At 38.6% G+C, this 26,525-nt stretch carries 21 protein-coding genes; 18 read left to right on the forward strand and 3 right to left on the reverse strand.

Annotation, left to right across the window (positions count from 1 at the left end):
• Positions 1–41 precede the first annotated feature (41 nt).
• The 3 genes from AC27JP_RS07320 (at position 42) to AC27JP_RS07330 (ending at position 4,335) form a co-directional block, all read left to right on the forward strand.
• Entirely contained in the window at positions 42–2,462 is a 2,421-nt protein-coding gene (locus AC27JP_RS07320) for a DUF748 domain-containing protein (RefSeq protein ID WP_487113586.1), read from the forward strand.
• Between the two features lie 161 nt (positions 2,463–2,623).
• Positions 2,624–3,439 carry a hypothetical protein gene (locus AC27JP_RS07325; RefSeq protein ID WP_487113588.1) on the forward strand — a complete coding sequence of 272 codons (816 nt, stop codon included), beginning with the start codon at positions 2,624–2,626 and terminating at the stop codon, positions 3,437–3,439.
• Positions 3,436–4,335, forward strand: a complete 900-nt coding sequence (locus tag AC27JP_RS07330) for an ABC transporter ATP-binding protein (RefSeq protein WP_487113589.1) — start codon at positions 3,436–3,438, stop codon at positions 4,333–4,335. The genes AC27JP_RS07325 and AC27JP_RS07330 overlap by 4 nt, the downstream gene beginning before the upstream one ends.
• A 6-nt stretch (positions 4,336–4,341) precedes the next feature.
• Here AC27JP_RS07330 and AC27JP_RS07335 read toward each other — a convergent pair whose 3' ends face one another.
• Positions 4,342–6,951, reverse strand: coding sequence for an EAL domain-containing protein (locus AC27JP_RS07335; RefSeq protein WP_487113591.1), 2,610 nt, complete (start codon positions 6,949–6,951; stop codon positions 4,342–4,344).
• 470 nt (positions 6,952–7,421) lie between these two features.
• Between AC27JP_RS07335 and AC27JP_RS07340 the strand changes: the two genes are divergently transcribed.
• From AC27JP_RS07340 to AC27JP_RS07375, 8 genes are all read left to right on the forward strand, one after another.
• On the forward strand, positions 7,422–7,643 hold the full coding sequence (locus AC27JP_RS07340) for a hypothetical protein (protein WP_487113593.1): 222 nt from the start codon (positions 7,422–7,424) through the stop codon (positions 7,641–7,643).
• A 455-nt stretch (positions 7,644–8,098) separates the two neighbouring features.
• Positions 8,099–9,226, forward strand: coding sequence for a sensor histidine kinase (locus AC27JP_RS07345; protein WP_487113595.1), 1,128 nt, complete (start codon positions 8,099–8,101; stop codon positions 9,224–9,226).
• Positions 9,223–10,026 (forward strand): LytR/AlgR family response regulator transcription factor, encoded by an 804-nt coding sequence (locus AC27JP_RS07350; protein WP_487113597.1) that lies wholly within the window; start codon positions 9,223–9,225, stop codon positions 10,024–10,026. Before AC27JP_RS07345 ends, AC27JP_RS07350 begins: the two co-directional genes overlap by 4 nt.
• Positions 10,027–10,115: 89 nt before the next feature.
• Complete coding sequence (locus AC27JP_RS07355) at positions 10,116–10,670, forward strand: protein tyrosine phosphatase family protein (protein ID WP_487113599.1); 555 nt, start codon at positions 10,116–10,118, stop codon at positions 10,668–10,670.
• Positions 10,671–10,916: 246 nt separating this feature from the next.
• Positions 10,917–12,176 carry an efflux RND transporter periplasmic adaptor subunit gene (locus tag AC27JP_RS07360; protein ID WP_487113600.1) on the forward strand — a complete coding sequence of 420 codons (1,260 nt, stop codon included), beginning with the start codon at positions 10,917–10,919 and terminating at the stop codon, positions 12,174–12,176.
• 96 nt (positions 12,177–12,272) lie between these two features.
• Positions 12,273–13,040: an ABC transporter ATP-binding protein gene (locus AC27JP_RS07365; RefSeq protein WP_487113601.1), complete on the forward strand. Its 768-nt coding sequence runs from the start codon at positions 12,273–12,275 to the stop codon at positions 13,038–13,040.
• A gap of 1 nt (position 13,041) precedes the next feature.
• Positions 13,042–15,537 (forward strand): ABC transporter permease, encoded by a 2,496-nt coding sequence (locus AC27JP_RS07370; RefSeq protein ID WP_487113603.1) that lies wholly within the window; start codon positions 13,042–13,044, stop codon positions 15,535–15,537.
• Positions 15,538–15,996: 459 nt separating this feature from the next.
• Entirely contained in the window at positions 15,997–16,464 is a 468-nt protein-coding gene (locus AC27JP_RS07375; protein WP_487113605.1) for a low molecular weight protein-tyrosine-phosphatase, read from the forward strand.
• A gap of 176 nt (positions 16,465–16,640) precedes the next feature.
• Here the strand turns inward: AC27JP_RS07375 and rne are convergent, their stop codons facing one another.
• The gene (gene rne / locus AC27JP_RS07380) at positions 16,641–19,691 is read right to left on the reverse strand and encodes a ribonuclease E (RefSeq protein WP_487113607.1); all 3,051 of its coding nucleotides are present in this window, start codon (positions 19,689–19,691) and stop codon (positions 16,641–16,643) included.
• 649 nt (positions 19,692–20,340) lie between these two features.
• Between rne and rluC the strand changes: the two genes are divergently transcribed.
• Positions 20,341–21,294: a 23S rRNA pseudouridine(955/2504/2580) synthase RluC gene (rluC, locus tag AC27JP_RS07385; RefSeq protein ID WP_487113608.1), complete on the forward strand. Its 954-nt coding sequence runs from the start codon at positions 20,341–20,343 to the stop codon at positions 21,292–21,294.
• Between the two features lie 23 nt (positions 21,295–21,317).
• The gene (locus tag AC27JP_RS07390; protein ID WP_487113610.1) at positions 21,318–21,968 is read left to right on the forward strand and encodes an HAD-IA family hydrolase; all 651 of its coding nucleotides are present in this window, start codon (positions 21,318–21,320) and stop codon (positions 21,966–21,968) included.
• A 218-nt stretch (positions 21,969–22,186) separates the two neighbouring features.
• On the opposite strand, the gene AC27JP_RS07395 is transcribed toward AC27JP_RS07390, so the two are convergent.
• Positions 22,187–22,774 carry a Maf family protein gene (locus AC27JP_RS07395; RefSeq protein ID WP_487113612.1) on the reverse strand — a complete coding sequence of 196 codons (588 nt, stop codon included), beginning with the start codon at positions 22,772–22,774 and terminating at the stop codon, positions 22,187–22,189.
• Positions 22,775–22,893: 119 nt separating this feature from the next.
• Here AC27JP_RS07395 and yceD point away from each other — a divergent pair, with 119 nt between their 5' ends.
• The 5 genes from yceD to fabG all read left to right on the forward strand — a co-directional run bounded on the left by yceD (position 22,894) and on the right by fabG (position 26,447).
• Positions 22,894–23,406 (forward strand): 23S rRNA accumulation protein YceD, encoded by a 513-nt coding sequence (yceD, locus tag AC27JP_RS07400; RefSeq protein ID WP_487113614.1) that lies wholly within the window; start codon positions 22,894–22,896, stop codon positions 23,404–23,406.
• A gap of 40 nt (positions 23,407–23,446) precedes the next feature.
• Positions 23,447–23,617: a 50S ribosomal protein L32 gene (rpmF, locus tag AC27JP_RS07405; protein WP_487081764.1), complete on the forward strand. Its 171-nt coding sequence runs from the start codon at positions 23,447–23,449 to the stop codon at positions 23,615–23,617.
• Positions 23,618–23,629: 12 nt separating this feature from the next.
• Positions 23,630–24,661 carry a phosphate acyltransferase PlsX gene (plsX, locus tag AC27JP_RS07410; protein WP_487114357.1) on the forward strand — a complete coding sequence of 344 codons (1,032 nt, stop codon included), beginning with the start codon at positions 23,630–23,632 and terminating at the stop codon, positions 24,659–24,661.
• A 108-nt stretch (positions 24,662–24,769) separates the two neighbouring features.
• On the forward strand, positions 24,770–25,705 hold the full coding sequence (fabD, locus tag AC27JP_RS07415) for an ACP S-malonyltransferase (RefSeq protein WP_487113616.1): 936 nt from the start codon (positions 24,770–24,772) through the stop codon (positions 25,703–25,705).
• Positions 25,706–25,712: 7 nt separating this feature from the next.
• Positions 25,713–26,447, forward strand: a complete 735-nt coding sequence (fabG, locus tag AC27JP_RS07420; RefSeq protein ID WP_487113618.1) for a 3-oxoacyl-ACP reductase FabG — start codon at positions 25,713–25,715, stop codon at positions 26,445–26,447.
• The last annotated feature ends 78 nt before the right edge of the window (positions 26,448–26,525 follow it).

The raw sequence follows: 26,525 nt of genomic DNA on the forward strand, positions 1-26,525 counted from the left end.
ATCACAGAATTATTATTCGTTGTAAAGTATAGGAATGTACGATGAGGTCCCTTGTCAAAAAATTAAGTAAAATTATCGCCATCACTTTTTTCACCTTGTACTGTTTAATTTGGTTATTTTCACCGGTAATCGTTAATTATGTTATTAATAATCATGGATTACCTCAGGGTTATTCTCTTACGTCTGACTCGACTGTTCGTTACAACCCGTTTACGGCGCATTTAACGATTAGTGATTTGGAAATGCAGCTTGAAAATCAAACGGCGGTGTTAAAAGTAGCTAAGCTTGATGCGGAGTTGCATTTGCACCAATTACTATTTGATCGTATTTATCTTGCTGAATTTGAGGTTAATGGCATTTACATTCCTGTCGTTCTGACTGAAACATCATTGACGGTTGCTGGCTTTGATTTGTTAGCCAAAGAGAATGACGCATCGAACGCGGAACAGGAAGCTCAGCAACAAGATAGCAGCGAAGAAAAATCAACATTTGCTTACCAGCTTGTTATTCCAAAATTTAATTTAACTAATGCTATTATAGAGTTAGAGCATTTAGGTCAAAGCCATCGTCTTGAACTAGATTCACTTTCGCTTGCTAGTGTTTCACTTTCTCAACAATCACAAGACTTAGAGTTATTATTATCAAGTCACATTAACCAAGCGCCATTAAATCTAGCCGTTAATGCTGGGCTAGTCCAGCAACAAGGTTTGGTACAAGTTGAATTAAACCTTGGTGAATTTTCTCTACATCACTTGCAAGCCTTTTTGCCAGAAACATTAAAGGCATTAAACGGAAAGTTAAGTTATTCGAGTGCAATAAATATTGAATTATCAACCGAGAAAACATTACTTAGTTTTGATAAATTCTTATTTGCCGTTGATAACTTTCATGTTGAACAAGATGGCCTAGCCGTTGATGTTGCAGATCAGCAAATAGAAAGTAACGAGTTGTCGATTGAACTGATGACGGAAACCCCTGTTAATGTTAACGCTGTTTTGGCTGCTGAAATTAATGAAGTTTCAGTACAGACGCTGGCTGATAAAGGCCGCTTAGCTAACATTGAAAGTATTGCTGTTGAGAATATATCGGCAAAATTTGCCGAAAATACGCCGAATATTGCCATAGGTACGCTTACTGTTGGCGAAGGTGTATTTTCTCAACATATGACAAGCGAATTGCCTGCTTTGGCATCCTTTAAACAGCTGGCATTAAATGATATTGGCTATGAGCAAAATAATGTCTCTATTGACAATATTACAATTTCTGGATTAATTGCCAATTTATTATTAGATGAGAACAAGCAATTGTCAACGCTGGTTGCCCTTGAGGGTAAAGAAGTATCAGGGGGTGAAGAACATCGCTCAACAGGTGAATCCGCAGCAGAAGAAAAAGCACTGGCTGAAGATGTAAATGAAGCGGGTGGTGAATCGACACTGGCATTTAGTTTAGGTGAATTCAAATTGCTCGATGCAGCGCAGATCGACTTTAAAGATAAAAGCGTTACCCCGCATTACGAGCGAAATGTGCAAATTGACACTTTGTCTCTAGCATCAGTCAATACTGCAAAACCTGAGTTGGAAAGCATATTTAATTTAAAAGGTAAAAGCGACAAGTATGCAAATTTTGACGTTAAAGGACGTGGTTATCCTTTTGCTGAAAAGCAGAGTTTTCAGCTCGATGCCTTAATAAAGGAAGTCAGCTTGCCGAGTGTTTCGAGTTATATTAAGGATGCCTTGAAATATGAAATAGAAAGTGGTCAACTCGATGTCACAATCGCAGCAGGCCTCAATGGCAGTGAAATTGATGGCGATGTTGACTTGCTGCTTAGAGGGGTCGATTTTACCGCCGCTGATGACCATGAAGCTGGTACAGTGACCGACCAAACCAGTGTGCCATTTAATGTCGCTTTAGGTATGTTGAAAGACTCGGATGGCAATGTTGAATTGTCGGTGCCGTTATCAGGAGATACCAGCTCACCGTCATTTGGTTTTACCGGTTTCTTAACGTTACTCGTTAAACAGGCAACCATGTCTGCCGCTAAAGATTATTTGATCACTACCTTTGTGCCTTATGCAAGTGTGATGAAAGTGGCGATGGCTGCGGGAGAATTTGCCTTAAAACTTCGAATAAATGATTTAAATTACTTACCGCAGCAAGTTGAACTAAGTCCTGAGCAAATTGAATTTAGTCGTCAAATGTCGGTTATGTTGCAAGAACAGCCAGACATTAATGTGAAACTTTGTGCGATTGCAACACCTGCTGATATTGGTGTCACTAGTGCTGAGCAAGCGCATCTTGCGGATAACGTGCAACGCCTGAAAGTTATATCTCAACAGCGGGTTGATACCTTTAAAGCTTATATGGTCGAACAGTTAAATGTTAACTCGGCAAAGCTTTTACTTTGTACACCACAAATAGATTCAACAACGGATGCAAACTCGAGAATTGAATTTGTTATTTAGTCTCTAGCGCTTGAAACTTACTGGAGCTTTATGCAACTTTTTACTTTATTGTTGCTGTAAGCTCCTAAACTCGTTAAATATTTGATAAAGCGCAGGGATAAAGCTCGCTTTTTATTAATTTTCCTTTTAAGGTATTCAAAACAGACACTTTTAGGTGCCGATTGAATATTAACCTGTCCAGATTATCTAATATTATTTTCTTCGAGTTGATTCGTTTATTTAAAACTAAACGTGGCTTATTAGCCTTACTGGCATTTGCCACGATTTGGTTTATTATTCTTTACTATTTTGTTAGTTCCGCTGCTGGCATTGTCACTTCAGCCTCTTTTGAACGTATGGCTCAAGAACTGTTTGGAGTGCTAGGGTTATCTGCACTGCTTGAATGGCCGGTACCTGAATATGCCATTTATTGGTTAGTCGCCATTTATTTCTTTCCTATATTTTCGGTACTAGCGTGTAGCGATCAAATTTGCTCTGACAAACAACGAGGTACGTTGCGGTTTATTACTCTGCGTTCGACCCGATTAGAGCTGATCTTAGGCCGCTATTTGGGGCAATTATTTATTATTGCTATCTTAGTCGCCATTACGCTTGTTGCAACTATGATATTGGCAAGCGTGCGTGATATGTCGCTTTTATTAGCGAGTGTGAAAATATCAAGTAAGTTATGGCTGGAAATCATGATTGTTGTTATGCCTTTTATTGCCTTGATGTCGTTGCTTAACACCTTAGTTAACTCGTCGAGATTAGCGGTTGTTGCTGCGACACTTTTTTTCGGATTAGGCCCGTTGCTTGTTACGTTGATAAGCTACCAATTTGGTCAAGATTTTTATCTAAACTCAATTTTTCCTGGTGGCCAAATAACCAGTATTTTATCGCAGAATAGTCTTGATGGCGGCCATTACTTATTACCCTTATCACAGACTTTTATAATACTTGTTATGAGTACCATTGTGATGAAGAGGGCTGCAATATGAGTGCAATTATTGAAGTCAGCCAATTGTGTAAGCATTATGGTGACAAACAAGCGTTAAACAATGCGGAATTTAGTTTATCAAAAGGTGCACCTGTTGCCTTAGTTGGGCCAAATGGTGCTGGTAAAACCACGCTATTTAGCTTGCTCTGTGGTTATATTCGTCCGACTTCCGGTGATATTAAAATATTCTCAGAAACACCGGGAAGCGCAAAATTATTTGGCCGATTATCTGCGTTGCCACAAGATGCACAATTAGATCCTCGCTTTTCTATTGCTAGCCAACTAATGTTTTATGCGCGTTTGCAAGGCATGAGCCGCGCTGTCGCAAAGAAAGATACTGACCGAGTCTTAGATATGGTCGGTTTATCAGAGGTTATAAATAGTCGTCCGAGTGAACTCTCTCATGGTATGCGTAAACGAGCGACTATTGCGCAAGCACTGCTAGGTAGCCCTGAAATAGTTATGCTAGATGAAGCCACTGCAGGTTTAGATCCCGCTAATGCGAAAGATATTCGAGCCATAGTCGCTGAACATGCTGACAGTACGCTTTTTATTCTAAGCTCTCATGACTTGAGTGAACTAGAGCGATTATGTGAGCAAGTTTTATATTTAAATAATGGCCAGTTAAACCATCACCAAGCGTTAAATTCTGCTGACAGTGAGCGTTTTATCACTTTACGAATGAAGCAAGAATACGAAAATATTGCACAACAGCTCATGACCATTCCAGGTTTGTCGGACGTCTCTGTTACGCAGGATAAAGAATATTTATTATCGATTAGTGGCGAACAAGGCAATAGCAATGTTGAATTAGCCCTGCTCAAGCTCCTACAAGAGAATAACTGGTCTTATGCCCAACTAATAAATGGTAAAACATTGGAAAATCAACTGTTTTAGCGCTTTCTATTTTACCGCCGGCATAAATTCACCTTCGAGGCTGGCGGGAATTTGGCCATTTTTAAGATTATTTAGCCATTGTAAGTAATCAGCGTGTGACATAGGTTTAGCGTAATAGTAACCTTGACCTATATCACAACCAAAGGCTCGTAGTGTTTCCTCATCTAAGGCGCTGTTAATGCCTTCTGCAACAACTTCCAAGTTTAAACCTTTTGCCATTTTTACCGTTGTTTCGGCAATAACTTTACGTTTACTATCACTGCAAACATTTTCAACAAATTCTCGGTCAATTTTTAATTCTTGAAATGGCAGTTGACTAATTTGCGACATTGACGAGTAGCCAGTACCAAAATCATCAATACTGATTGTGATCCCTAAACTAATTAGTTTTTCTATAGTTTTAACTGCGACACTATCCTCAGAAAATGACAATGATTCTGTTAATTCAAAGATGATCTTTTCGGCTTTTATATCGACCCGATTAATTATTTCATCGACGGCAGCAAAAAAATTGGGTTGCACTAAGTCTTTACCGCTAATATTTATGGAAATCATGTGATTAAGCCCTGTTTCCTCAGACAAGGTCACTTGCTGCTGTAATGCGGTCTCAATAATCCAAAGGGTCAATGAAGGCATTAAACCAAAATCTTCGGCAATGGGAATAAATAGCTCCGGAGAAACAAAGCCTAACGTTGGGTGCTGCCAGCGGATCAAGCATTCACTACTACAGACTTTATTGGTCTTTAAATCGACTTGCGGTTGATGATATAGCTTAAAACCTTGATTGGCTATCGTCTGCTGAAGGTCCATCGCCAATTGGATAGAAGATGGTGTATGGTGATTATCAGGAGCGGCAAAATAATCCCACTTATTTTGGCTCAATTCCGCACTTTTTGCTGCCTGTGAGGCATTTTCAACTAATAAATCACTGGTTGTTCCATGCTCAGGGTAATTGGCAAGCCCAACATAGGCAGATAACGGCAATTTAAGCTCTCTTAAATAAAAAACTTCACTAGCAGCGTCTTGAATTGATTTTACAATCAGGGAAATATCCTGTTGGTTGGTATCATTATTGATAGCTAAAGCTAGACAGTTACTTTCTAAAAAGCATAATTTTTCATTTTTATCGGTAATCGCAAGTATCGCGTCATTAAATCGAAATAATGACGATAGCTTTTGATATAAATGTTGGAAAAATTTAATGCGAGTTGGCTCATCTATATAAAGCTCTATGCGATTAAATTGCTCTGGCTTAACGACCACGATTGTTAAGTTATCCATATTATTTTCTAGTGCTTGTGCCACACAGTGATCTAGGTTGGTTTTGCGTGGTAAATGATTACTTTGATGATAAGCGATCATTTTTAGCTTTTCTTTTTCATTACGGCGAATACGCTCCGCAAGTGCAAAAGCCATAAAGGTGACTTCTATCATCACAGCAAATAGAAATGCATTACGGGTAAGGAAGCTATATTCAAGTTTATTTAACAAAACCATAGGTTGAATTACCGCTCCAATAAGTAACGGCAACCATGAAATAAAATAGAAGCGTGCCCAAGAAAAATCTCGTTTTAAACGATTAATAATTAAAAATAGGGCAACGATATAAAATAGTGGCTGTAAGGAGAAAAATATTTTTGTTTGCGTTAACTCGTTTAAAGAAAGTGAATATAGCGCGGTAACAAAAAAACCAAACACTAATATTAGAGACGCTTTATAGGCCCAATGTTTTAAATGTTCATACCGTAAAAAATATAAGGTAAACAATAATAGGGAAATAATCAGCAGAAAGTCGAAAAAGATTAAGTGCTGGTTTAACTGTTGCATAATGTGGTTAGAAAATAAGAAATAACCATAACCCGTTAGTGATGACAGCACAGTAAAGGCTGACAGCAAATATGAAATGTAAAGCAAATACACTTTATCTTTAGCGGCAAAAAATAGTACTAAATTGTATATTGCCATGATCAGTAAAATGCCGATGAAAGCGCCGTAAATCAATTGCGACAATAACAACCTTTGCTCAAAGTCTTCTGGAGTAAAAAGCAATAGCGGGATATTCGGTGGTCCTGAATTCTTGACGTGAATTAAATATTCACTTTGACCAAATTTGTTCAACTCTAATTTAGTGTTAGGGTAAACATTTTGGGATGAAACATTACCGTGATCTTGATTGCTGAATACTTTTCTGGGCGACGTTAATGGCTCAATGCGATAGACATCAAATATATCTAACATACTATGTTCGGCCATCAATATCAGGCTAGCAAGGGGAGGTGCTTTGCTTTGCGCGGTTGTTGAAATAGAAGTACTGCTAGTTTGAGCACTTGGATAATGTAAGGTTAGTCTTATCCAGTAGCTTTGATCTGCTAACGTATACGGAACTTTATTTAATTCGCTGTCAATGAAATCAGTATGTTGAAATATATTTTCAATGCTTTTACTATTTTTTGAATCAATGAAATAACTACTATCAATAGTGTAATAACTATTCTCTTTAGTAATGTCTTTTTGGTCGATAATGTTAATGATACTTGCGAAGCTAATAACAATACTTAGTAATATGATGGAAATTAGCGTAGTGAAAAGCCATTTACTGGCATTGAAAAATTGCAAAAAAATTACTCGTCTAAGTTAATGACTATTAAAGATTATTATTTTCTACCTATATAGATAATGTAGCAGAAATATTTAAAAGTAGGGATGTTTTTAGTCAGAATAAATAACATTAACTTCTAAAGTTGAATGATATTTATTTATTGTTGTGTGCTCATACGCAATTATAGGGCATGAATGTAAAACTAATAGGGAAATAGCGAGCTCACCCTTAAAATTAACTCCTTAGAAAAATATCACAGTATTTGTATGATAAAAGCATATTGATTTTAAAACCGTGACTATCTTTATCTCTGGTTTTAACCATTTCATCGTAGATATTATTGCTTTCAGCGATATGCGTTTTAAGTTGGTGCTGATTTTGTTTAGGCTGTAGCTTCATTTGTCAAAAAATTACCAGATACGTCATCGCAAAAAATAACATGTTTTAATAACTTGCCGAGTGATGTTATTCAATTTATGAGAAATAAATGATTAAAACCACTAAATTACTTTTGACGGTTAGTATCGTGTTTTCAATACTACAGGCTAATGCCAATGCTAATGAATTTCGAGACATAGTAAAGTGCCTTGTAAATGGAGACAAACCGGGTTTTGCTGTTTTACTGGTGCAAAAAGGTAAAACGGTTTATCGCGTGGCATTAGACCTAGCTGATCATAGCCGCAGCAATTTTGTCGTTGGTGAAAGGTAATAAGTTATCGTTGTCTGATACGTTAGACAAATTTATTCCAAAGCTAGATAGCTGCATCGTAAAATTAAAACTTGTAGTTATTTTGAGTCATACCGCAGGACTAGCTATTTAGTGATATTAGTGAAACCCTCGCGCAAAAGTTTATTGGTAACGACGCAGTGTCGAAGGGAAAATAAAAAACATAGTTTGGGAAAATGACAAGCTTTATGCCAGTGCCAATGGTGGTGTAAAAAGTGAACTTATCTTACGAGAGAATAATTCATTTTCCTATAAATGCACTGAGGATGACTTTGAGTTGCGCCAATCAGATGATGACTTTGGACTTATCCCGATAAACATTTATGGCGGGGAAAGAGGCTTCATAAGTTAGAATTAAATAAATTTGTGTGTTGTATAACACTAATATAGCGAGAAAAATAGCATATGCTAAGTTGGAAATTGGATATGAGCGTACTATGCAGAAAATGAAAAACTCAATTAAGGCTAAAGGTATCATTTTACTTTTAGTCAATATTTGGTTTGGTTTAGTGTTTTTTGCATTGCTATCCCAAGTATCAAGTTGGCTAACCAGCCATCATTTTCAAATGCATTTTTTTTCTCATATTAAATTTTTCACTCTTAGAATTTGGCTACCATGGGTAATATTAACTCCGGTGGTATTAGGCATTGCGAGAAAGTTTCCAATTATGCCAAAAAATTGGTTAAAAGCTTTGCTCTTACACGCAGTCTTTTTATTGATATTATCTTTAGTTGCTGGGTTACTCATTAGTTTCCATTATCACTTTTTTGAAAATATGGCACCCGGTATGGAAAACTATCAACCTTGGCAACATGTTGGACATTTTTTGTTTGGTGATAATATTTTCTTATTTAATACCATTATTTACACCATATTAGTGACTAATGTGAATATCAAAAATTTTTCACAAATTGCCCAGCAAAAAGCGCTCATAGCAAGTGAACTCAATAGTCAGCTGATGGAATCTCAATTGCAAACATTGAAAATGCAAATTAATCCTCATTTCTTGTTTAATACCTTAAATGTTATTTCTGTATTGGTGATGAAGTCAGAAAAAGAGCAAGCGATAGAGACGATAAATCGTTTGAGTAATTTCTTTCGAAATAGCCTAGATGATAAAGAGCAACAATGGCTACCCTTGAAAAAGGAGTTATTGCATGTTGAACAATATTTGGCGATTGAGCAGGTTCGATTTGGCGATAAAATCTGTATTGAAAAGCATATTGATGATGACGCAATGTCAATAGCTGTCCCGGCGATGTTATTACAGCCAATAATTGAAAATGCAATGCAACATGGGCTAGAAGCAAAAGAAGGTCATGGTAAGTTAACGATTAGTTGTTCAGTTAAAAAAGAGCATTTGGAAATTGTCATTACTGATGATGGTGCTGGCTGTAATTTCGATGATAAGCACTTTAAAGAAGGTATTGGCTTATCGAATGTGAAGTCGAGATTACGACAATTATATGGCAAGCAGCATCAGTTTGTAATTGCTAGTAACGAGTTTGGGGGTGTAACCGTATTATTAAAATTGGCAACACAACTTATCGAGATAGAACAATGACCATTAAAGTATTAATCGTTGATGATGAGCCTTTAGCACGAGAGGGGGTTTCACTACGTTTAGGACAAGAGAAAGATATCGAGGTTATTGCAGAATGTGCTAATGGCAGTGACGCAATTCGCAGCATTTTGTCATTACAACCTGATTTAGTTTTTCTTGATATTAAAATGCCAAAAGTTACGGGCTTTGATGTGATTAATGCGGTTGGTGTTACACATATGCCGCCGGTAATATTTTTAACCGCCTATGATGAATATGCCATTGAAGCGTTCAAAACCCATGCGTTAGATTATTTATTGAAACCCATTGACAATGAACGCTTTAAAGAAAGCTTACAATATGCACGAGAACAAATATTAAAAAATGCAATTGCTGAGCGTAGCGAGCAGCTCACCGATTTGTTAACAAAAACGCAAGTAAATAGCACCATTAACGCTAATAAATATAACCGTCAGCAGCAAAATAGCAATGAGCGGTTAGTTATTCGCTCTAACGGCCACGTTTATTTACTGGAATCTGAAGATATATTTTGGGTGGAGGCAGAAGGAGATTATGTCAGTGTTCATACACCACAAAAATCGCATCTTGTGCGTGAAACCATGAAAAATATGGAAGCTCGACTGACAGAGCAAGGTTTCCAACGGGTGCATCGCTCGTGCATCGTTAACTTAAGCTATGTTAGAGAATTGATCAGCTTGGACAACGGCGACTATCAAATAATTTTACGTGACAATACGCGAGTAAAGTTGAGTCGAAATTATCGAGATGTCTTATATCAGCGTCTTAACGCAACACCCTAATTTACTGTTGTTACGTATAGTTATGCGGACATCCATTATTTTTATTGTTGGAGGTAAATATGAACACCTTCTTTAGGGGGAGTGTTGTAATGTTAACACTACTGTTTATGACTAATTCTAATGCCGTGACTAATACTAGCGCCTTAAAAGGTAATCTTGCCATCGACAGTCGTGATAGCTCGGGTAATACCGTTATTTCTGGTAATGAGTTGAATAAAATCAAAAATTATCGCCAATTATCGCCGTTACTTGCTAGCGCAGGGATGCCAAAAACAACAGACTTAGTACAATTAAAAGAGCATGGTTATCAGCATATCATTAATTTGATACCGGGAGAATTCGATGCAGAGCAGGAGCAAGTGAATTCCTTGGCAATGTCATTTGAGCAAATACCGGTTAACTGGCATAGTCCAACGTTAGCTGATTTCGAAAAATTTGTTCAGCTAATGAATAACTATCAGCATGAGAAAGTGTTGGTACATTGTCAGTTAAATTACCGCGCTTCAGCTTTTGCCTACCTTTATCAAACCACCCAGCTAGGTATTAGTGAAACTGACGCTAAGCGACAATTGCACGCGATTTGGCAGCCAAAAGGAACTTGGCGCGACTTTATCAGTCAAGTACAGCAGCATTATAAGAAGTAATATAATGGATAAGCCGGTTACCTATAACGAGCTTTAGTCAATGTTCACTCTTTTTTTCTATTCGGGCGCCATAGCTTCAATGACATGCCTTTATCTTGTTTGTTTGTCGACAAATATTGCATTGTATCGACAGCAAATTGAATCTCAGCGATTGCGTCAGTAATTAGCCGAAAACATCGTTAATGTTTGCATACCTATACAGTAACAATATTACCGACATCGAAAATGTCAGTAACACGGTGACCAATGCAAACTATTCTCGAAGCACAAAATACAGCACAAAAATCAGTAAAACGCTACGCAATTATGGCTTTTTCTATTGTGGTAATACTTTTGGTATTGTTTTTATCTTTGGCTAACAGTGAAACAGACGTTAGTGCGTCGATAGAACGTGAAGGCTTAGTTTTTTCCACCGTTGCCATGGGGAACCTGGTAGAAGACGTTAGAGCACCAGGTAATCTCGTGTCCAAACGAAGGCAGTGGCTGTCTGCTCGAATGAGTGCCAAAGTGATAAAGCGAGAATTAGAGCCAGGGGCGATTGTCACCCCAGATAGCATAATCTTACGCTTATCATCACCAGAGTTGTCGCAACGATATGAACGAGTAAAAATAGACTACAAAGTTGCCCAAGCGCAATTAGATGCGTTGAAAGAAACGCAGCTAACCGCCTTACAAAAACAACAAGCCGATGTAAAGCTGCTGGAAGTGGAAAAACAGCAAGCACAAGAAGATGCGGACGTTAAAAAGCAGTTGCGTGTCAAAAAAATCATACCATTGTATCAATATAGTGAAGCTGTACTACGTGAAAAGAAGCTGACGTTAGAGCTTGAAATTGCCTTATTTGAACTGCAACAATTACCACGTTTACAACGTAGTTTGCTTAATGTTGAAGCAGCAAAGGTCGAGCAGCAGTTACTGCAAGTAACATTGTTAAAAGAGCAAGTAGAAAAACTTAATATTCGAGCACAAATTCATGGAGTTTTACAAAGTATTTCAGTCGAAGAAGGACAAGAGATTTCGCAAGGAACTGCGCTTGCACGAGTTGTTGATCAAAAAAGCTTAAAAGCTGAATTACGTGTCCAAGAAAGCCAAGCAAAAGACATTAAACTCGGGCAATCCGTTGAAATAGATACAAGACGAAGCAAAATTATCGGAGTTGTCGCTCGTATTGACCCCGCAGTGAACAATGGCACCGTTACTATAGACGTCGAGTTGCCAGAAAGCCTACCAAATGAAGTGCGTCCCGATTTGAGAGTAAACGGTATTGTTGAAATTAATCGTTTGGAAAATATTTTATTACTGGAAAAGCCGACACATTGGAAAAGTGGCTCAACGACAGTTTTATTTAAACTTAATGGTGACTCGCAAGCGCAGAGAACGCAAGTTACTGTTGGTGTAAGTTCAACCAATCACATTCAGTTGCTAAAGGGTTTATCTGAAGGAGATCAAGTGATCTTATCTGACACGAGCCAATTGCAGCAGTTCCCAACTCTTGAAATACAGTAGTAAAAGCAATCAAAAAAATATTGGCGAGAGGCCATTAAAGCAAGGCCAGAAAGTTTCTGGTCTTCGTTGGAAAATAACAATTTAGGTGAAAGAGCAATGACAACATCAAAAGCACTAATTAACATCAAAAACCTTTGTAAGGTCTATCAAACCGATGGCACAGAAACACATGCCTTAAAAGACGTTGAATTGACGATTAATCAAGGAGATTACGTCACAGTTCAAGGGCCGTCAGGCGGCGGGAAGTCTACCCTGTTATCTATTATTGGTTTATTAGATAAAGCCTCAAGTGGCGAATATAACATTAGTAATGTCTCGGTAGCTAAACTTTCTGAGCCGCAAATGGCAAAAGTGCGAAATAGAGAGATCGGCTTTATTTTTCAAGACTTTAATTTAATTGGCGACATGAGCGTTAGCCAGAATGTTGAACTTCCTTTAATTTATCGTGGCATTAATAAAGCCATAAGAAAAAAGCAGGTAGCTCAAGTCTTAAAACGCGTCAACATGGCTGAGCGTGCGCAGCATTTGCCTAATCAATTATCAGGTGGGCAGCAACAACGTGTTGCAGTAGCCAGAGCGTTAGTTGGCTCGCCAACCTTACTGTTGGCCGATGAACCTACAGGTAATTTGGATTCAGTTAATGGTGATTCAGTCATGCAATTGTTATCTGAGTTGAATCAGCAGGGGGTGACTATTTGTATGGTGACTCATGATAGCCGTTATGCTCATTTTGCCAAACGAACCATTCATTTATTTGATGGTAAAGTGGTTAATAATGATGAATCGAATGGGCAGGCTAATAGCAAAAATACCTCAGCCGATGATGTTGGCGAAATTCTAAGTGCAATGCCGGTAGGAGCTTAGCATGTCAAAGGAAAATGTAATAACTGAAGGAACTGAGCTCCATAAAGAACAAGTTAACCTTGTTGAAAATATCGTTATCGATGTACGCTATGCGTTAAATCGACTTATTGCCCAGCCGCTGACAACGATAATTATTATCATTACGCTGGCATTAAGTATTGGCGCGACAACCGCAATATTTTCGGTGGTTAATGGTCTCTTATTTCAAGCAACGCCATTTAAAGATAGTGAAAGATTAGTGGTGTTACAGCAACGAGATTTAGCTAAAGATCAAACATATGGGTTCTCAGTCACCGAAATGCTTGATTATCAAACCCAGGCTAGCACCTTTGAAGAAATGGCTGAGTACCATAATATGACCTTTACTATGTACGGTCATGGTGATCCAATTCGAGTAAGAACGGCAGTGGTTTCATCAAACTTTTTCAATATGCTAAACCTCACTCCCATATTAGGACGCACGTTTACCGAAAGTGAGGATGATATCGGCGCTGAGCCATTAGTCGTGTTAAGTTACGAATTTTGGCAAAGTGAATTTAATGGTGAAATGAACATTATCGACCAAAGTGTTGAGTTTAATAATCGTAGCCATAAAATCATTGGTGTACTGCCCCATTTTCCGCAATTTCCTGATGTAAATGATGTTTTCATGGCAATACCTTCATGTCCGTGGCGTAGTGGCGAACATGCGTTATCTAATCGGGGGATGCGCATGATGTCTGGTTTTGCCAAAATCAAAGATAATCATAGCTTGGCAGATGTTAATAGTGAAGTCGCCAGTATAGCAAAACGCTTAAGTAACACGTTTCCAGAGGCTTACGGTGAGGATGCTGATATTAGTGCTAAGGCTTTATCGTTGCACGAAGAATTGGTGAAAAGCAGCCGACCATATTTGTATACTTTATTAGCGACAACGATACTATTATTTTTAATCGCTTCGGCTAATGTGACGAATTTAACCTTGTCTCAGCATGCTAAACGAAAACGCGAATTTGCGGTACGTTCGTCTTTAGGGGCAAGTAAAGCTAGACTTGCTCAATTATTGCTCACTGAAAGTCTGTTATTATCATTAATTGGTGGTGGATTAGGGTTAGTCTTTGCTTATTTAGGACTTGATTATTTAAAAGACTTTGCTAGTAATTTTAGTAGCCTCGCAAGTGAAATTAGTATCGATAGTAATGTGATGTGGTTCGCATTGAGTATTTCAACGATATCAGGCGTCATCGCTGGTATCGTCCCCAGTTTTAGTAAAATCAATTTAGTGAGTTCTTTAAAAGAAGGTGGTAAGTCGTCTTATTCTACAGATCATGGAGTGTTGAGAAACACGCTTTTAGTATTTCAATTTGCTTTATCATTGACCTTGTTGATTTCAGCAGGCTTAACCATTAAAAGCTTAAACAATTTACAGAGTGTCGATGTTGGTTTTAATAGTCGCAATGTTGAAATTGCACAAGTCGACCTTAATTGGACCGTTTACAATAGCCCTCAAGTAAGATGGCAAATATCACAACAAATTTTGCAAGAAGTAAGGAAACTACCTTATGTAACATCTTCTACTGCAAGTATGACTTACCCAAATGATACCGTGGCTGGTCGTTATAATTTAAGACGCCAAGCTGTACAACTTGATGACAGAGACTTTAACCCTGATGAAGTACTGCCTAATACCTTTATAAGGCCAATAACTGACGGTTATTTTGAAACTATTGGCAGCCAATTAGTTCAAGGAAGAACTATTACTATAGATGATGATGACAAAGCCGCGAACGTTGCCGTTATTAATGAAAAATTGGCACTACAATGGTGGCCAAATGAAAGTGCAATTAATCATAATATATCTTTAGATCAGGGAGAGAGTTGGGTAACTATTGTTGGCGTTGTCGAAAACATTTATGAACACGGTGCAGCTGTTGAACCTAGTTTTCAAATATACTTACCTATGGCGCAAGCAGCTGTGGCGCATATTGCGGTGCTTGCTAAGCATGACAGTTCGCAGGCCGTATCTTTTGGGCAGGATTTTAAGGCTATTGTCGCGCGCTTAGATAGTCGTCAACCACTGTCTAAATTTGAAACCTTACAGCAAGCCGCGAACAATTCAGTTTCATTGCAGCGATTTTTAGCACAATTGCTTACCATTTTCTCTGTTATTGCACTAGTTATTACTATTAGTGGTGTCAGCGGTGTAATGAGCTACATGGTTAATCTACGAACAAGGGAAATAGGAATTCGTATGGCAATTGGCGCTGATAAATCTAAGGTATTAATGCTGATTATGTCTTACGGTATAAAACTCACACTCATTGGCTTAGCGGTTGGCCTCATAGCAGCTTATTTTAGCGGTGACTGGCTAGCACAACAGCTATTTGATATTGATAGCTTTGATAGCGTTATCTATACGATGGCTTTATTAAGCTTATTAGCTATTTCAACTATTGCCTGTTTACTACCAGCATGGCGAGCAAGCTCAATTCCTCCGATGCGGGCTTTAAAGCAATAATATATTGAGTCCCTTTACAGTTAGTCATTTTGTAAAGGGACAATTTAATTGGTTAATAGTAAACGAAGATTTTATTTATGACGAAAAATTTAGGCTAGCAAATTATCCTACCCACCTCAAAATCAAGATGTTTTGCCGTGATTGCAACTTTCTTAGCTATTCAAATACTCAACAACTAATTTCATCTTCGCCAGTATCGTTATCTATATCCTAATCATGCTTTCGTTGTGAATTTGGTGACTGTTGAGTATGACATTCTATAAAACCATGGTTTACCAGAGTAAAGGCTATTTAATAATACAAAATTCTTTTTGATTCAAACTAGATTTCAACATAAACTTATTCTTTATTCGTTTTTGAACGCTTAACGTTAATGACGGGCGATATATTGAGCATGCTGTAGTTTATCTATGTTGGATAGTCAAAGGTCCTGATTTCAAAGAAATAGTGATTTTACATATGGATTATAAAGAAATAAAAAGCATACTTTTCGTTTGCATGGGCAATATATGTCGCTCGCCTAGTGCAGAAGCGGTTTTTCGTCAAAAAGCTAAAGCACTTTCCCTGACGATTGATTCTGCAGGAACGATAGGTTCGCATGCAAGAGAAAAACCTGATCATCGTGCTCAAAAAGTTGGTGTTGCCCGTGGTTATTCGTTTGATAAAATTAAGGCACGAAAAGTGACTGAAAAGGACTTTAGTAGCTTTGATTTGATTTTGGCGATGGATGAGCAAAACGTAAAAGATTTAATGAAAGTTGCACCTTCAGTATACCAACATAAAGTTCAGTTATTTTTGGACTACGCGGATAATTTTGAAGATCATGAAGTACCCGATCCTTACTATGGTGGTGCGCGGGGTTTTCAATATGTTTTAGATTTAGTTGAAGACGCTAGCGATGGGCTAATTAAGCGCTTAACAAGTTAAGGCATATATTTTCATAACAGCGAGATTTGGAAGGCATTTAGCTCATTTTTCGTATTGCAAGTTTGTTATTGGTTCGTCTTATTACGCAACGCTGAAGTAAAAAGTAAACCATAAAAAAAGCCAATTGTATTTTTACAATTGGCTTTTTATTTTCTAACTAATGCTCAAGCTATTAACTAATCCAAACTTGGCTTAGTTGGACCGGCTGAATGTCGGCTAGTGACATGAGCAATCATTGCTGATTTTTCAGATTTACTATGGGCTAAACGTTGTTCACTAGCAACAAAGTCTGTTGGGATAGTACCGTTACTGACGATTGTTTCCGGTTTCGTCATCGGTGCTGAAGCTTTACCTGCAGCCTTACCTGACGCAGCTCTAACTTTACGCTTAATGTTTTTCACTTTAGCGCGAACCTTTTTAGGTTTTTCTTCAGCTTGTACTTCTGCTTTAGGTGCTTTATTTGTTGACTCTACATTAGCTGGTGGTGTAATAATTTCATCAACTTTTACACTTTCAGCTTGTTGCTCAACGATAGTAGAAGACTCTAATACTGGTTGAACCGTCTCATCTATAGCTGCTACTTTAGTTTCAACAACTGGCGCTTCAGTGACTGGTGCTTCAACAACAGGTGTTTCAGTGACTGGTGCATCAACTGCAGGAGTTTCAACAACCGATGTTTCAACAACTGGAGTTTCGACAGTCGCCGCTACTTCAGTTTCAGTGCTCACTTGCTCTGTTGTTGCAGGCTCATCAAACGGTAAGTTTTGTTGAACTTCATTTACAACGTTGTTATTAGCTTCTGTTGCAATAACAGTTTCTTGCTTGGCAACTTTCTCAATAGCAGCGTCTGAAGTAGCGATTTCTTCTGAAGGTTTGGCTTCATTAGCTTCGTTAAAAGATTTAACATGCTGCTTTTCTGGGTAACGTGTCGTTACCGGATCTTCAGTAATTTCAGCTTTTGCATCAACAGCATCAGAATTTTGACGACGACGTTGCCCATGTGCGCGCATATGACGAGGAGAACGACGGCTTCTTGGACGTTGCTCTTCCTTTGTCTTGTTGGCAGTTTGCTCAACCGTAGTGCTTTCAAGGTTTGTATTTGCTTCAACAGCAACGGCTTTATCTTGCACTGGCTTTTCTACAGCAGGTGAAGTAGTAACCGCGGTATTTTTATTGTCAGTATTACCAGCAGCTTGCTCTTTGTTATTTACGCGAACTTTTTTGCGGTTATTACGACGTTGACGACGCTCAGCAACCTTTTCTTCTTTTGGCTTTTGAACGCGTTCTTTTTGTGGCTTAGCGGTTTTATTTTGCTTATTATCTTTTACGTCATTAACATCTTGTTGCTTACGCTTGTCATTACGAGCGTCGTTTCGGTTGTCACCACGGTTCTCGTTACGATTATTTCGTCGTTGACCTTGACGACCACGCTGTTGACGACGTTCACCACTTTTAGGGGTATTACGCTGTGGCTTCTTAGGAGCAACAGGTTTTACTTCTTCTTCAGCAGCAAATAATGATTTAACCCAAGTAACAATACCAGAGAATAGACCTTTAGATTCGACAGTTTTTTCGGTTTTAACAGCTGGTGTTGCCGCTTGCTTAGGCGCTTGCTTAGGCGCTTGTTTAGGTGAAGACATGCCTTGTAGTAAAGGTTCATCACGCTTACTTGCTTCTTTGTCAAACTTTGGCATTACCGCTTCTTCAGGTGCTGCTTGTTTAACAGAAACATCATAGCTCGCTTCTTCAATACTCTCGTCTTTTCTGATCCGAACAACTTCGTACTGTGGTGTCACCATATTCGGATTAGGAATAATTAGAATATGAACACTGTGATGTTTTTCGATATGAAAAACAGAACGACGTTTTTCATTCAATAAGTAAGTGGCAACCGGAACAGGTACTTGCGCTTGTACTTGCTGAGTATTGTCTTTAATGGCTTCTTCTTCCATTAAACGCAATACCGACAATGCTAAAGACTCAACACCACGAACGTGGCCGGTACCATTACAGCGCGGACAAACACCTTGGCTAGTTTCACCAATTGACGGGCGTAAACGTTGGCGTGACATTTCAAGTAAGCCGAATCGAGAGATGCGACCTAATTGGATGCGAGCTCTATCTTGACGTACAGCATCACGCATACGGTTTTCAACTTCACGTTGATGACGAACAGGGGTCATATCGATAAAGTCGATAACCACTAAGCCACCTAAATCACGTAAGCGTAATTGACGGGCAATTTCTTCAGCAGCTTCTAAGTTGGTATTAAAAGCGGTTTCTTCAATATCGCTGCCTTTAGTTGCGCGGGCAGAGTTGATATCAATTGACGTCATCGCTTCTGTTGGATCAATAACGATTGAACCACCAGAAGGCAAGCGTACTTCACGTTGAAACGCTGATTCAATTTGCGTTTCAATTTGATAATGGGTGAATAGTGGCACGTCATTAGTATATAACTTAACTTTACTTAAAAAGTCTGGACGCACGATTTCAATGTGTTTTTTCACACTTTCAAATGTTTTTGGACGGTCAATTAAAACTTCACCAATATCGCGACGTAAATAGTCACGAATAGCACGCAAAATGACGTTGGTTTCTTGATGAATTAAAAACGGAGCAGGGCGACTGGCAGCAGCTTCTGAAATTGCATTCCAATGGTGCAATAATACATTTAAATCCCACTCTAGCTCTTCATAATCTTTGCCAACACCAGCGGTGCGAACAATAAGGCCCATGCCTTTAGGTAGAGTTAGTTTACTTAATGAAGCTTTTAGGTCAGTACGTTCATCACCTTCAATACGGCGTGAAATACCACCAGCACGAGGATTATTTGGCATAAGTACTAAGTAACTGCCCGCTAAGCTAATAAAGGTTGTTAGTGCTGCACCTTTTTGACCGCGCTCTTCTTTATCAATTTGCACGATAACTTCTTGACCTTCATGCAATACTTCTTTGATATTTGGACGGCCTTGGAAGCTATAGCCCTTAGGAAAGTATTCACGAGCGATTTCTTTCATTGGTAAGAAACCGTGACGATCAGCACCGTAATCAACGAACGCGGCTTCTAACGACGGTTCAATACGGGTGATTTTCGCTTTGTAGATATTTGATTTTTTTTGTTCGTGACCTGGGCTTTCGATATCTAAATCGTAAAGTTGTTGACCATCGACAAGTGCTACACGCAATTCTTCAGATTGTGTAGCATTAATTAACATACGTTTCATAGTTTGTGTGACTCATTTTAGTCACAACACACCATTGCCTAGAACACAAAGCAATCTATCGCTATGGTAACAGCATTTTGTCAGCCTCACGGGTGTCAATCTTGCTACGCCATATTACGCAGCAAGCTGTTAAAAATTCTGATTGTCTATTATAACTGCGGTGTATACACCGCAGTGAAATTGATTCTTTATGTGCTCAGCCAGTGTGCTGTGCGCAACAGAAAATTAAGTTTATCGTTAATTTTAGTTCGATAGTTTTATCGTGTTTTCTAATAACTTAACGGTAGAAAATTGGACTTAATTATTCTGTTTAATTACATAATCGCTTTATTGCGCTGGACAATATGTTTATGCGGTGTTTTTGACAAGTTACTCGCGTCAATTTCGCAATAGGCCTTACTTTTAATATCTCAACATTGATTTCTCAATAGAGTGTTTATCAAACTGTCTGATATTAACGTGGCCGCATTTTGCCTCTTACGTTTCGCTTAAAGCATCCTTTTTAATTATTACGGCTAAATTATAGCGGTAACCACACTATTATCACACTTTATTTCCAGATAAGCCAATTAAATCCACGTTTTAATTGCCCGAAAAGCAAAAAAAATATGTTAAACTGCCGTCAATTAATGTTCATCGTATAAGCCTTATGACCGATAGCCCAAGACCGCAAGTTAGATTTATTACCATAGACAGTGAAGATGCCGGACAGCGTATCGATAACTTTTTGTTAAAAACCTTAAAAGGTGTGCCAAAAAGCATGATTTATCGATTACTAAGAAAAGGTGAAATTCGTGTCAACAAAAAACGCATTAAGCCTGAATATAAATTAGTTGATGAAGATATTATTCGTGTTGCGCCTATTCGCGTATCTGAAAACACCAATACGGTTTCTACGCAATTAAATGTTGTGGCAAATTTGGAAAAGCAAATATTGTTTGAAGATGAGCGCTTAATTGTTATCAATAAGCCGTCTGGTATGGCAGTACATGGTGGAAGTGGTTTAAGTTTTGGCTTGATCGAAGCCTTAAGAGCGCTTCGCCCTGACGCACGTATGTTAGAGTTAGTACATCGTCTTGACCGCGATACTTCTGGTTGTTTAGTTGTTGCCAAAAAGCGCTCTGCGCTGAGAAACTTACATGAGCAATTGAGAAATAAAACTGTACAAAAGTTTTATCATGCCTTAGTAAAAGGGCGTTGGTCGACAAAGTTAACGCGTGTTACTGAAGGTTTAAAGAAAAATGATTTAAAGTCAGGTGAGCGTGTGGTGGTGGTTGATAACATTAACGGTAAAGAGTCTGAAACCCGTTATAAAGTTATTCAGCATTACAAGAATGCCACACTTGTAAGAGCGTTTCCTGTTACCGGTCGTACTCATCAAATTCGTGTTCATTGTCAAACTAAAGGTCATGCTATTGCTTGTGATGCCAAATATGGCCATGAAGATTTTGACCTTGAAATGAAAAACCTCGGGCTAAAACGTTTATTTTTACATGCCGCGAGCATTGAATTTACTCATCCATTAAGTAATGAACGTATGAAAATTGAAGCGCCGCTAGAACCATCATTAGAAAAGTTACTATCAAAATTAACCAAAGCATAAAATTAGAAAGCTTGGATCTTTATATGAATAATTATGAACTGGTTATTTTTGACTGGGACGGCACTTTAATGGATTCGGTGGCTCGTATTGTTTCTTGTATGCAATCAGCAGCGAAAGTAGTTGAATTAACTATTCCAAGTGCTGATAGTGTTAAAAATATTATTGGCTTAAGTTTACCTAAAGCGGTTGCAACTTTATTCCCAAGTTGTAATGAGCAACAAGCAGTAGAAGTTATTGCACAGTATAAGCATCATTATGTTGCTGTTGATAAAACGCCGACACCACTCTTTAATGATGCTGTGCATTTATTATCTCAGTTACGAGAGAATAATAAACTGTTAGCTGTTGCAACGGGTAAAGCTCGGGAAGGGTTGGAAAGGGTTTGGCAGTTAAGTGACACAAAACACTTTTTTCACACCTCACGCTGTGCTGATGAAGCATTGTCTAAGCCGGATCCTGAAATGATCACGAGTATTTTAGCGGAACTATCAATTCCCGCTGAGAAAGCAATAATGATAGGTGACACTAGCTATGACTTAGAAATGGCGCGCCGTGCCGGCGTTGCCAGCATAGGTGTAACTTACGGTGTGCATGATAAAGAAATATTGGCATCATACCAACCACAGGTTATTGTTGATTCATTAGCAGAAATCCAAGCATTATTTGCTAACTAATTTATTGTAATAATACTATTGGTTAACGTTGTCATTAAAGCCGTGCTTATATAGTACGGCTTTTTTATGTACAGGAAGTACGTATGCCAAAGTCACATGGATGTGAATGAGTGGCGATGGACAGGAAGTACGTATGTCACTGTCACATGGCTGTGAATTGCCATGTATAGAGCATAAGGAGTGCGTAAGACCTTTATGGAATCAAGTGCAGCTGTATATTACTGCTCAGCTAAAACATCAACACCATGTTGCTTTAATAACTCAACAAGTTTGATCAGCGGTAAGCCAATTAAGCTGTTAGGGTCATTGCCTTCAAGTTTTTCAAATAAACAAATGCCTAGGCCTTCACTTTTAAAACTACCCGCACAATTGTATGGTTGCTCGGCATGTAAGTAATTTTCAATCTCTGCGTATGAAAGTTCTTTAAAGTGGACCAGAAAAGGTTCTATTAATGCTGTGGTATAATCTAAGCCGCTATCGTAAACACAAAGGCCAGTATAAAATACCACGGTTTTATTGCTGAATTTTTCAAGCTGTTTAACGGCATTTTCAAAATTATGTGGCTTACCGAGGATTTCACCATCACACATTGCCACTTGATCAGAGCCAATAATTAACGCGTCAGGATATTCATTGGCAACCGCTTGGGCTTTTTCAATTGCCAGTCGTTCAACTAATTCGACAGGAGATTCATTGTCTAAGGCTGTTTCATCAATATCAGGCTTTGCACACTCAAAAGGCAGATTTAGCTTAGTAAGAATTTCTTTGCGAAAAGGAGAGGTCGAGCCTAAAACTAGTTTTTTCATTAATATCACTCAAAATATAAACAGATTGCAGTTAATATATGGGCTATCTTGAATTTTTAAACAAAATTAGCTATTTTTCTTTTGACACAAGCCAGTAGGCACTTTATTATGCGCGCCTTATGAAAAATCTTAAACTCCCGATAACGATAGACCCATCTAGAAGCGCACAACGAAAGTTAGTGTGTGACGGATACTTTGAAGTATCTGGGATGAATAGATTGCTTGCTGTGTGTGAAGCGCGAAGTGAGCAAGTGCAGGTAAATGTTAATTTTAGTGTGGATGAGCAGGGTTTGGTAGCAATATCAGGCGCAGCATCGGCAACGGTTACATTAACTTGTCAGCGATGTACTGAAGGGTTCGACTTGGCATTAGAAGTAAGCTTTACTTTTAGTCCGGTGAAAGACGCTGATGCTGAAGCTGAATTGCCGTCATATTATGACGCAATTGAATTAGATGAAAATGGTGAAGTTAACTTGCGTGAATTAGTGGAAGACGAGCTATTGCTTGCAATTCCATTAATTCCAAGGCATTCCATTGAAGATTGTCAGTCTCCGGCTGATAGTGTTTGGGGGGAATTGCCGGAAGAGCTAGATAAACCGAATCCATTTGACGTATTAAAAAAACTTAAGTAGTTTAAATTTTAGCTAATAACCGAATTTTTAGGAGTAGGCAATGGCAGTTCAAAAGAGCAAAAAGTCTCGTTCAAGACGTGGCATGCGCCGTTCACATGACGCATTAACGGCAGAGCATTTATCAACAGATCCAGTATCTGGTGAAACTCATCGTCGTCACCATGTAACAGCTGATGGCTTTTACAAAGGTGTTAAAGTAATCAATAAGTAATCTGTAACGATTATTTTGATTAATCTAACCATAGCGTTAGATGTTATGGGGGGCGATCAAGGCCCCCTTGTAACACTTCCTGCTGCTATACTGGCAGTAGAAAATTTACCACATCTACATTTATTGCTTTGTGGTGACGAATCCGTCATTGTTGAGTCACTCAAGAAAAAGCAACTCTATCCTCATCCAAGAATTTCAATATTTCCGACAACTGAAGTTGTTGCCATGGATGATAAACCTATTTTTGCCTTACGTTATAAAAAGCAATCATCAATGCGAAAAGCGCTTGATTTAGTGCATGAAGGCCAAGCACAAGCTTGTGTGAGTGCTGGCAATACTGGCGCATTGTTTTCCATGGCGCACTTTGTGCTAAAAACATTACCCGGCGTTGAACGACCCGCACTGATTTCAGCCTTGCCAACAAATAATGTTAAAAAGCATGTTTTTATGTTGGATTTGGGGGCTAATGTTTTTTGTGACTCTAATGTCTTATATCAATTTGCCATTATGGGCTCGGTCATGGCGACGGAAGTCGATGGCATTGAAAGACCTAAAGTGGCGTTATTGAACATGGGCGAGGAAGATAACAAAGGTAGTGACCATATAAAACAAACCGCTAGTTATTTGTCTGCAAATGAAGATATTAACTATATTGGCTTTATAGAAGGTAATGATATTTTTACTAATAAAGCTGATGTTATTGTTTGTGATGGTTTTGTCGGCAACGTTGCACTGAAAACTTGTGAAGGTGTGGCAAGAATGGTCTATAAACAATTACAAGAAATCATTAAAAAGCACTTTTTAGCCCGTATTCTAGGTAAATTATTGTCAAGTACGTTAAAAAAACTGTTTAAACCCATGAACCCCGACCAGTATAACGGTGCAAGTTTGATAGGATTGCGCGGTATTGTGGTAAAAAGCCATGGTAACGCCAATGTTACTGCTTTTTATACCGCGATTTTAGAAGCTGTTACAGAAGTCGAGCGGCAAGTACCAACAAAAATTAAAGATCAGCTTGAACATAACTTTTGCCATAAAGACTAAAGTTACTTTGTGGCAATATGTTTAACTTTTCTGAAAGAATTACTTGGGTATAAGATTTGTTTCTTATACTGCACAAATTTAAAACATTAAAATAATTTAGGTCTAACAATGCAAAACAATTTAGCGTTTGTCTTTCCTGGTCAAGGTTCACAGTCACTAGCCATGCTAGCTGATTTTGTTGATCACGAAATTGTGCAAAATACATTTTCTGAGGCATCTGAAGCTTTAGGTTATGATTTGTGGCAATTAGTTCAGCAGGGGCCTGTTGAGAAATTAAACCAAACTAACTTTACCCAACCAGCATTATTAACCACGAGTGTTGCCATTTGGCGCTTATGGCAAGCGTCAACATCAGCTCAACCAGCAATTTTAGCTGGGCACAGTTTAGGTGAGTATTCGGCATTAGTGTGTGCTGGTGTCTTTTCATTAGCTGACGCGGTTAAACTAGTTGAGAAACGTGGTGAGTTTATGCAAGCTTCTGTACCAGCAGGTACCGGTGCTATGTACGCTATTATTGGCTTAGCTGATGATAAAATCATCGAAGCTTGTCAACAAGCCGCGCAAGGTGAGGTGGTTTCTGCCGTTAACTTCAACTCGCCTGGTCAAGTAGTTATTGCCGGTAATAAAGCTGCGGTTGAACGTGCTGGCGAACTATGTAAAGCAGCCGGTGCTAAAAGAGCATTGCCTTTGCCAGTTAGTGTGCCATCTCATTGTGCCTTGATGAAAGACGCGGCTGACAAATTAGCTGAAGAGTTCAATAACATCACCTTTAATACGCCGACTATTTCAGTAGTTAATAATGTTGACGTAGCCATTGAAAACTCAGCGCAAGCGATTAAAACCGCCTTAATTAAACAGTTATATAGTCCGGTACGTTGGACAGAAACTATTCAATATTTAGCAAGTAATGGTATTGAGCAAGCGATAGAAGCAGGGCCAGGTAAAGTGTTACAAGGTTTGCTAAAACGCATCGATAAAACTATTAGTTGTCAATCTGTTAATGACAGTGCGTCATTAACTAAAGCATTAGAATCAGTAGAGTAATAAAAATATGTTTTCATTAGATGGAAAGGTTGTTTTAGTGACCGGTGCTAGCCGTGGCATAGGTAAAGCGATCGCAACACAATTAAAAACGTTAGGTGCTACCGTTATCGGTACTGCAACATCAGAGCATGGCGCGGCAAATATCAGCGAATATTTGGGTGAAAACTGCGGTTTAGTGCTTAATGTTACTGATGACGACTCAATCAGTGCCATGTTTGATGTTATCAAAGCAAATCACGGTGCCGTTGATATTTTAGTCAATAACGCAGGCATTACGCGTGATAACTTGATGATGCGTATGAAAAACGAAGAATGGGATGATATTATTGATACCAATCTTTCATCAGTGTTTAAAATTAGTAAAGCCGTGCTGCGTTCAATGATGAAGAAGCGTCATGGCCGTATTATTAATATTGGCTCTGTTGTCGGTACTATGGGCAATGCTGGGCAAGTTAACTATGCAACCGCCAAAGCCGGTTTAATTGGCTTTACTAAGTCATTGGCACGTGAAGTAGCGTCTCGTGGTATTACGGTAAATACCGTTTCACCAGGTTTTATTGATACCGATATGACACAAACACTTACAGATGAGCAAAAAGAAGGTATATTTGCACAAGTTCCCGCAAACCGTTTAGGTAAGCCGGAAGAAATTGCCAATGCTGTTGCTTTCTTAGCGTCAGACTCTGCGGCATATATTACGGGCGAAACTTTGCACGTAAATGGTGGCATGTACATGGTTTAACAAGTGTTCGCTTTTTGGCGACTTTGTGTTAAATTCGAATAAATTATAAACAGTCAACAGGTTAGACCAGCGAGAAAG

The sequence above is a fragment of the Colwellia sp. SU-HH01172 genome (assembly GCF_057553355.1).

Coding starts and splice junctions, on each gene's coding strand:
- rluC (WP_487113608.1), top strand. CDS start 20,341: ATGACCGATAGCCCAAGACCGCAAGTTAGATTTATTACCATAGACAGT.
- AC27JP_RS07395 (WP_487113612.1), bottom strand. CDS start 22,774: ATGAAAAAACTAGTTTTAGGCTCGACCTCTCCTTTTCGCAAAGAAATT.
- AC27JP_RS07390 (WP_487113610.1), top strand. CDS start 21,318: ATGAATAATTATGAACTGGTTATTTTTGACTGGGACGGCACTTTAATG.
- AC27JP_RS07370 (WP_487113603.1), top strand. CDS start 13,042: ATGTCAAAGGAAAATGTAATAACTGAAGGAACTGAGCTCCATAAAGAA.
- rpmF (WP_487081764.1), top strand. CDS start 23,447: ATGGCAGTTCAAAAGAGCAAAAAGTCTCGTTCAAGACGTGGCATGCGC.
- AC27JP_RS07355 (WP_487113599.1), top strand. CDS start 10,116: ATGTTAACACTACTGTTTATGACTAATTCTAATGCCGTGACTAATACT.
- AC27JP_RS07345 (WP_487113595.1), top strand. CDS start 8,099: ATGCAGAAAATGAAAAACTCAATTAAGGCTAAAGGTATCATTTTACTT.
- fabG (WP_487113618.1), top strand. CDS start 25,713: ATGTTTTCATTAGATGGAAAGGTTGTTTTAGTGACCGGTGCTAGCCGT.
- AC27JP_RS07350 (WP_487113597.1), top strand. CDS start 9,223: ATGACCATTAAAGTATTAATCGTTGATGATGAGCCTTTAGCACGAGAG.
- AC27JP_RS07360 (WP_487113600.1), top strand. CDS start 10,917: ATGCAAACTATTCTCGAAGCACAAAATACAGCACAAAAATCAGTAAAA.
- AC27JP_RS07330 (WP_487113589.1), top strand. CDS start 3,436: ATGAGTGCAATTATTGAAGTCAGCCAATTGTGTAAGCATTATGGTGAC.
- AC27JP_RS07320 (WP_487113586.1), top strand. CDS start 42: ATGAGGTCCCTTGTCAAAAAATTAAGTAAAATTATCGCCATCACTTTT.
- AC27JP_RS07340 (WP_487113593.1), top strand. CDS start 7,422: ATGATTAAAACCACTAAATTACTTTTGACGGTTAGTATCGTGTTTTCA.
- AC27JP_RS07365 (WP_487113601.1), top strand. CDS start 12,273: ATGACAACATCAAAAGCACTAATTAACATCAAAAACCTTTGTAAGGTC.
- AC27JP_RS07375 (WP_487113605.1), top strand. CDS start 15,997: ATGGATTATAAAGAAATAAAAAGCATACTTTTCGTTTGCATGGGCAAT.
- rne (WP_487113607.1), bottom strand. CDS start 19,691: ATGAAACGTATGTTAATTAATGCTACACAATCTGAAGAATTGCGTGTA.
- yceD (WP_487113614.1), top strand. CDS start 22,894: ATGAAAAATCTTAAACTCCCGATAACGATAGACCCATCTAGAAGCGCA.
- fabD (WP_487113616.1), top strand. CDS start 24,770: ATGCAAAACAATTTAGCGTTTGTCTTTCCTGGTCAAGGTTCACAGTCA.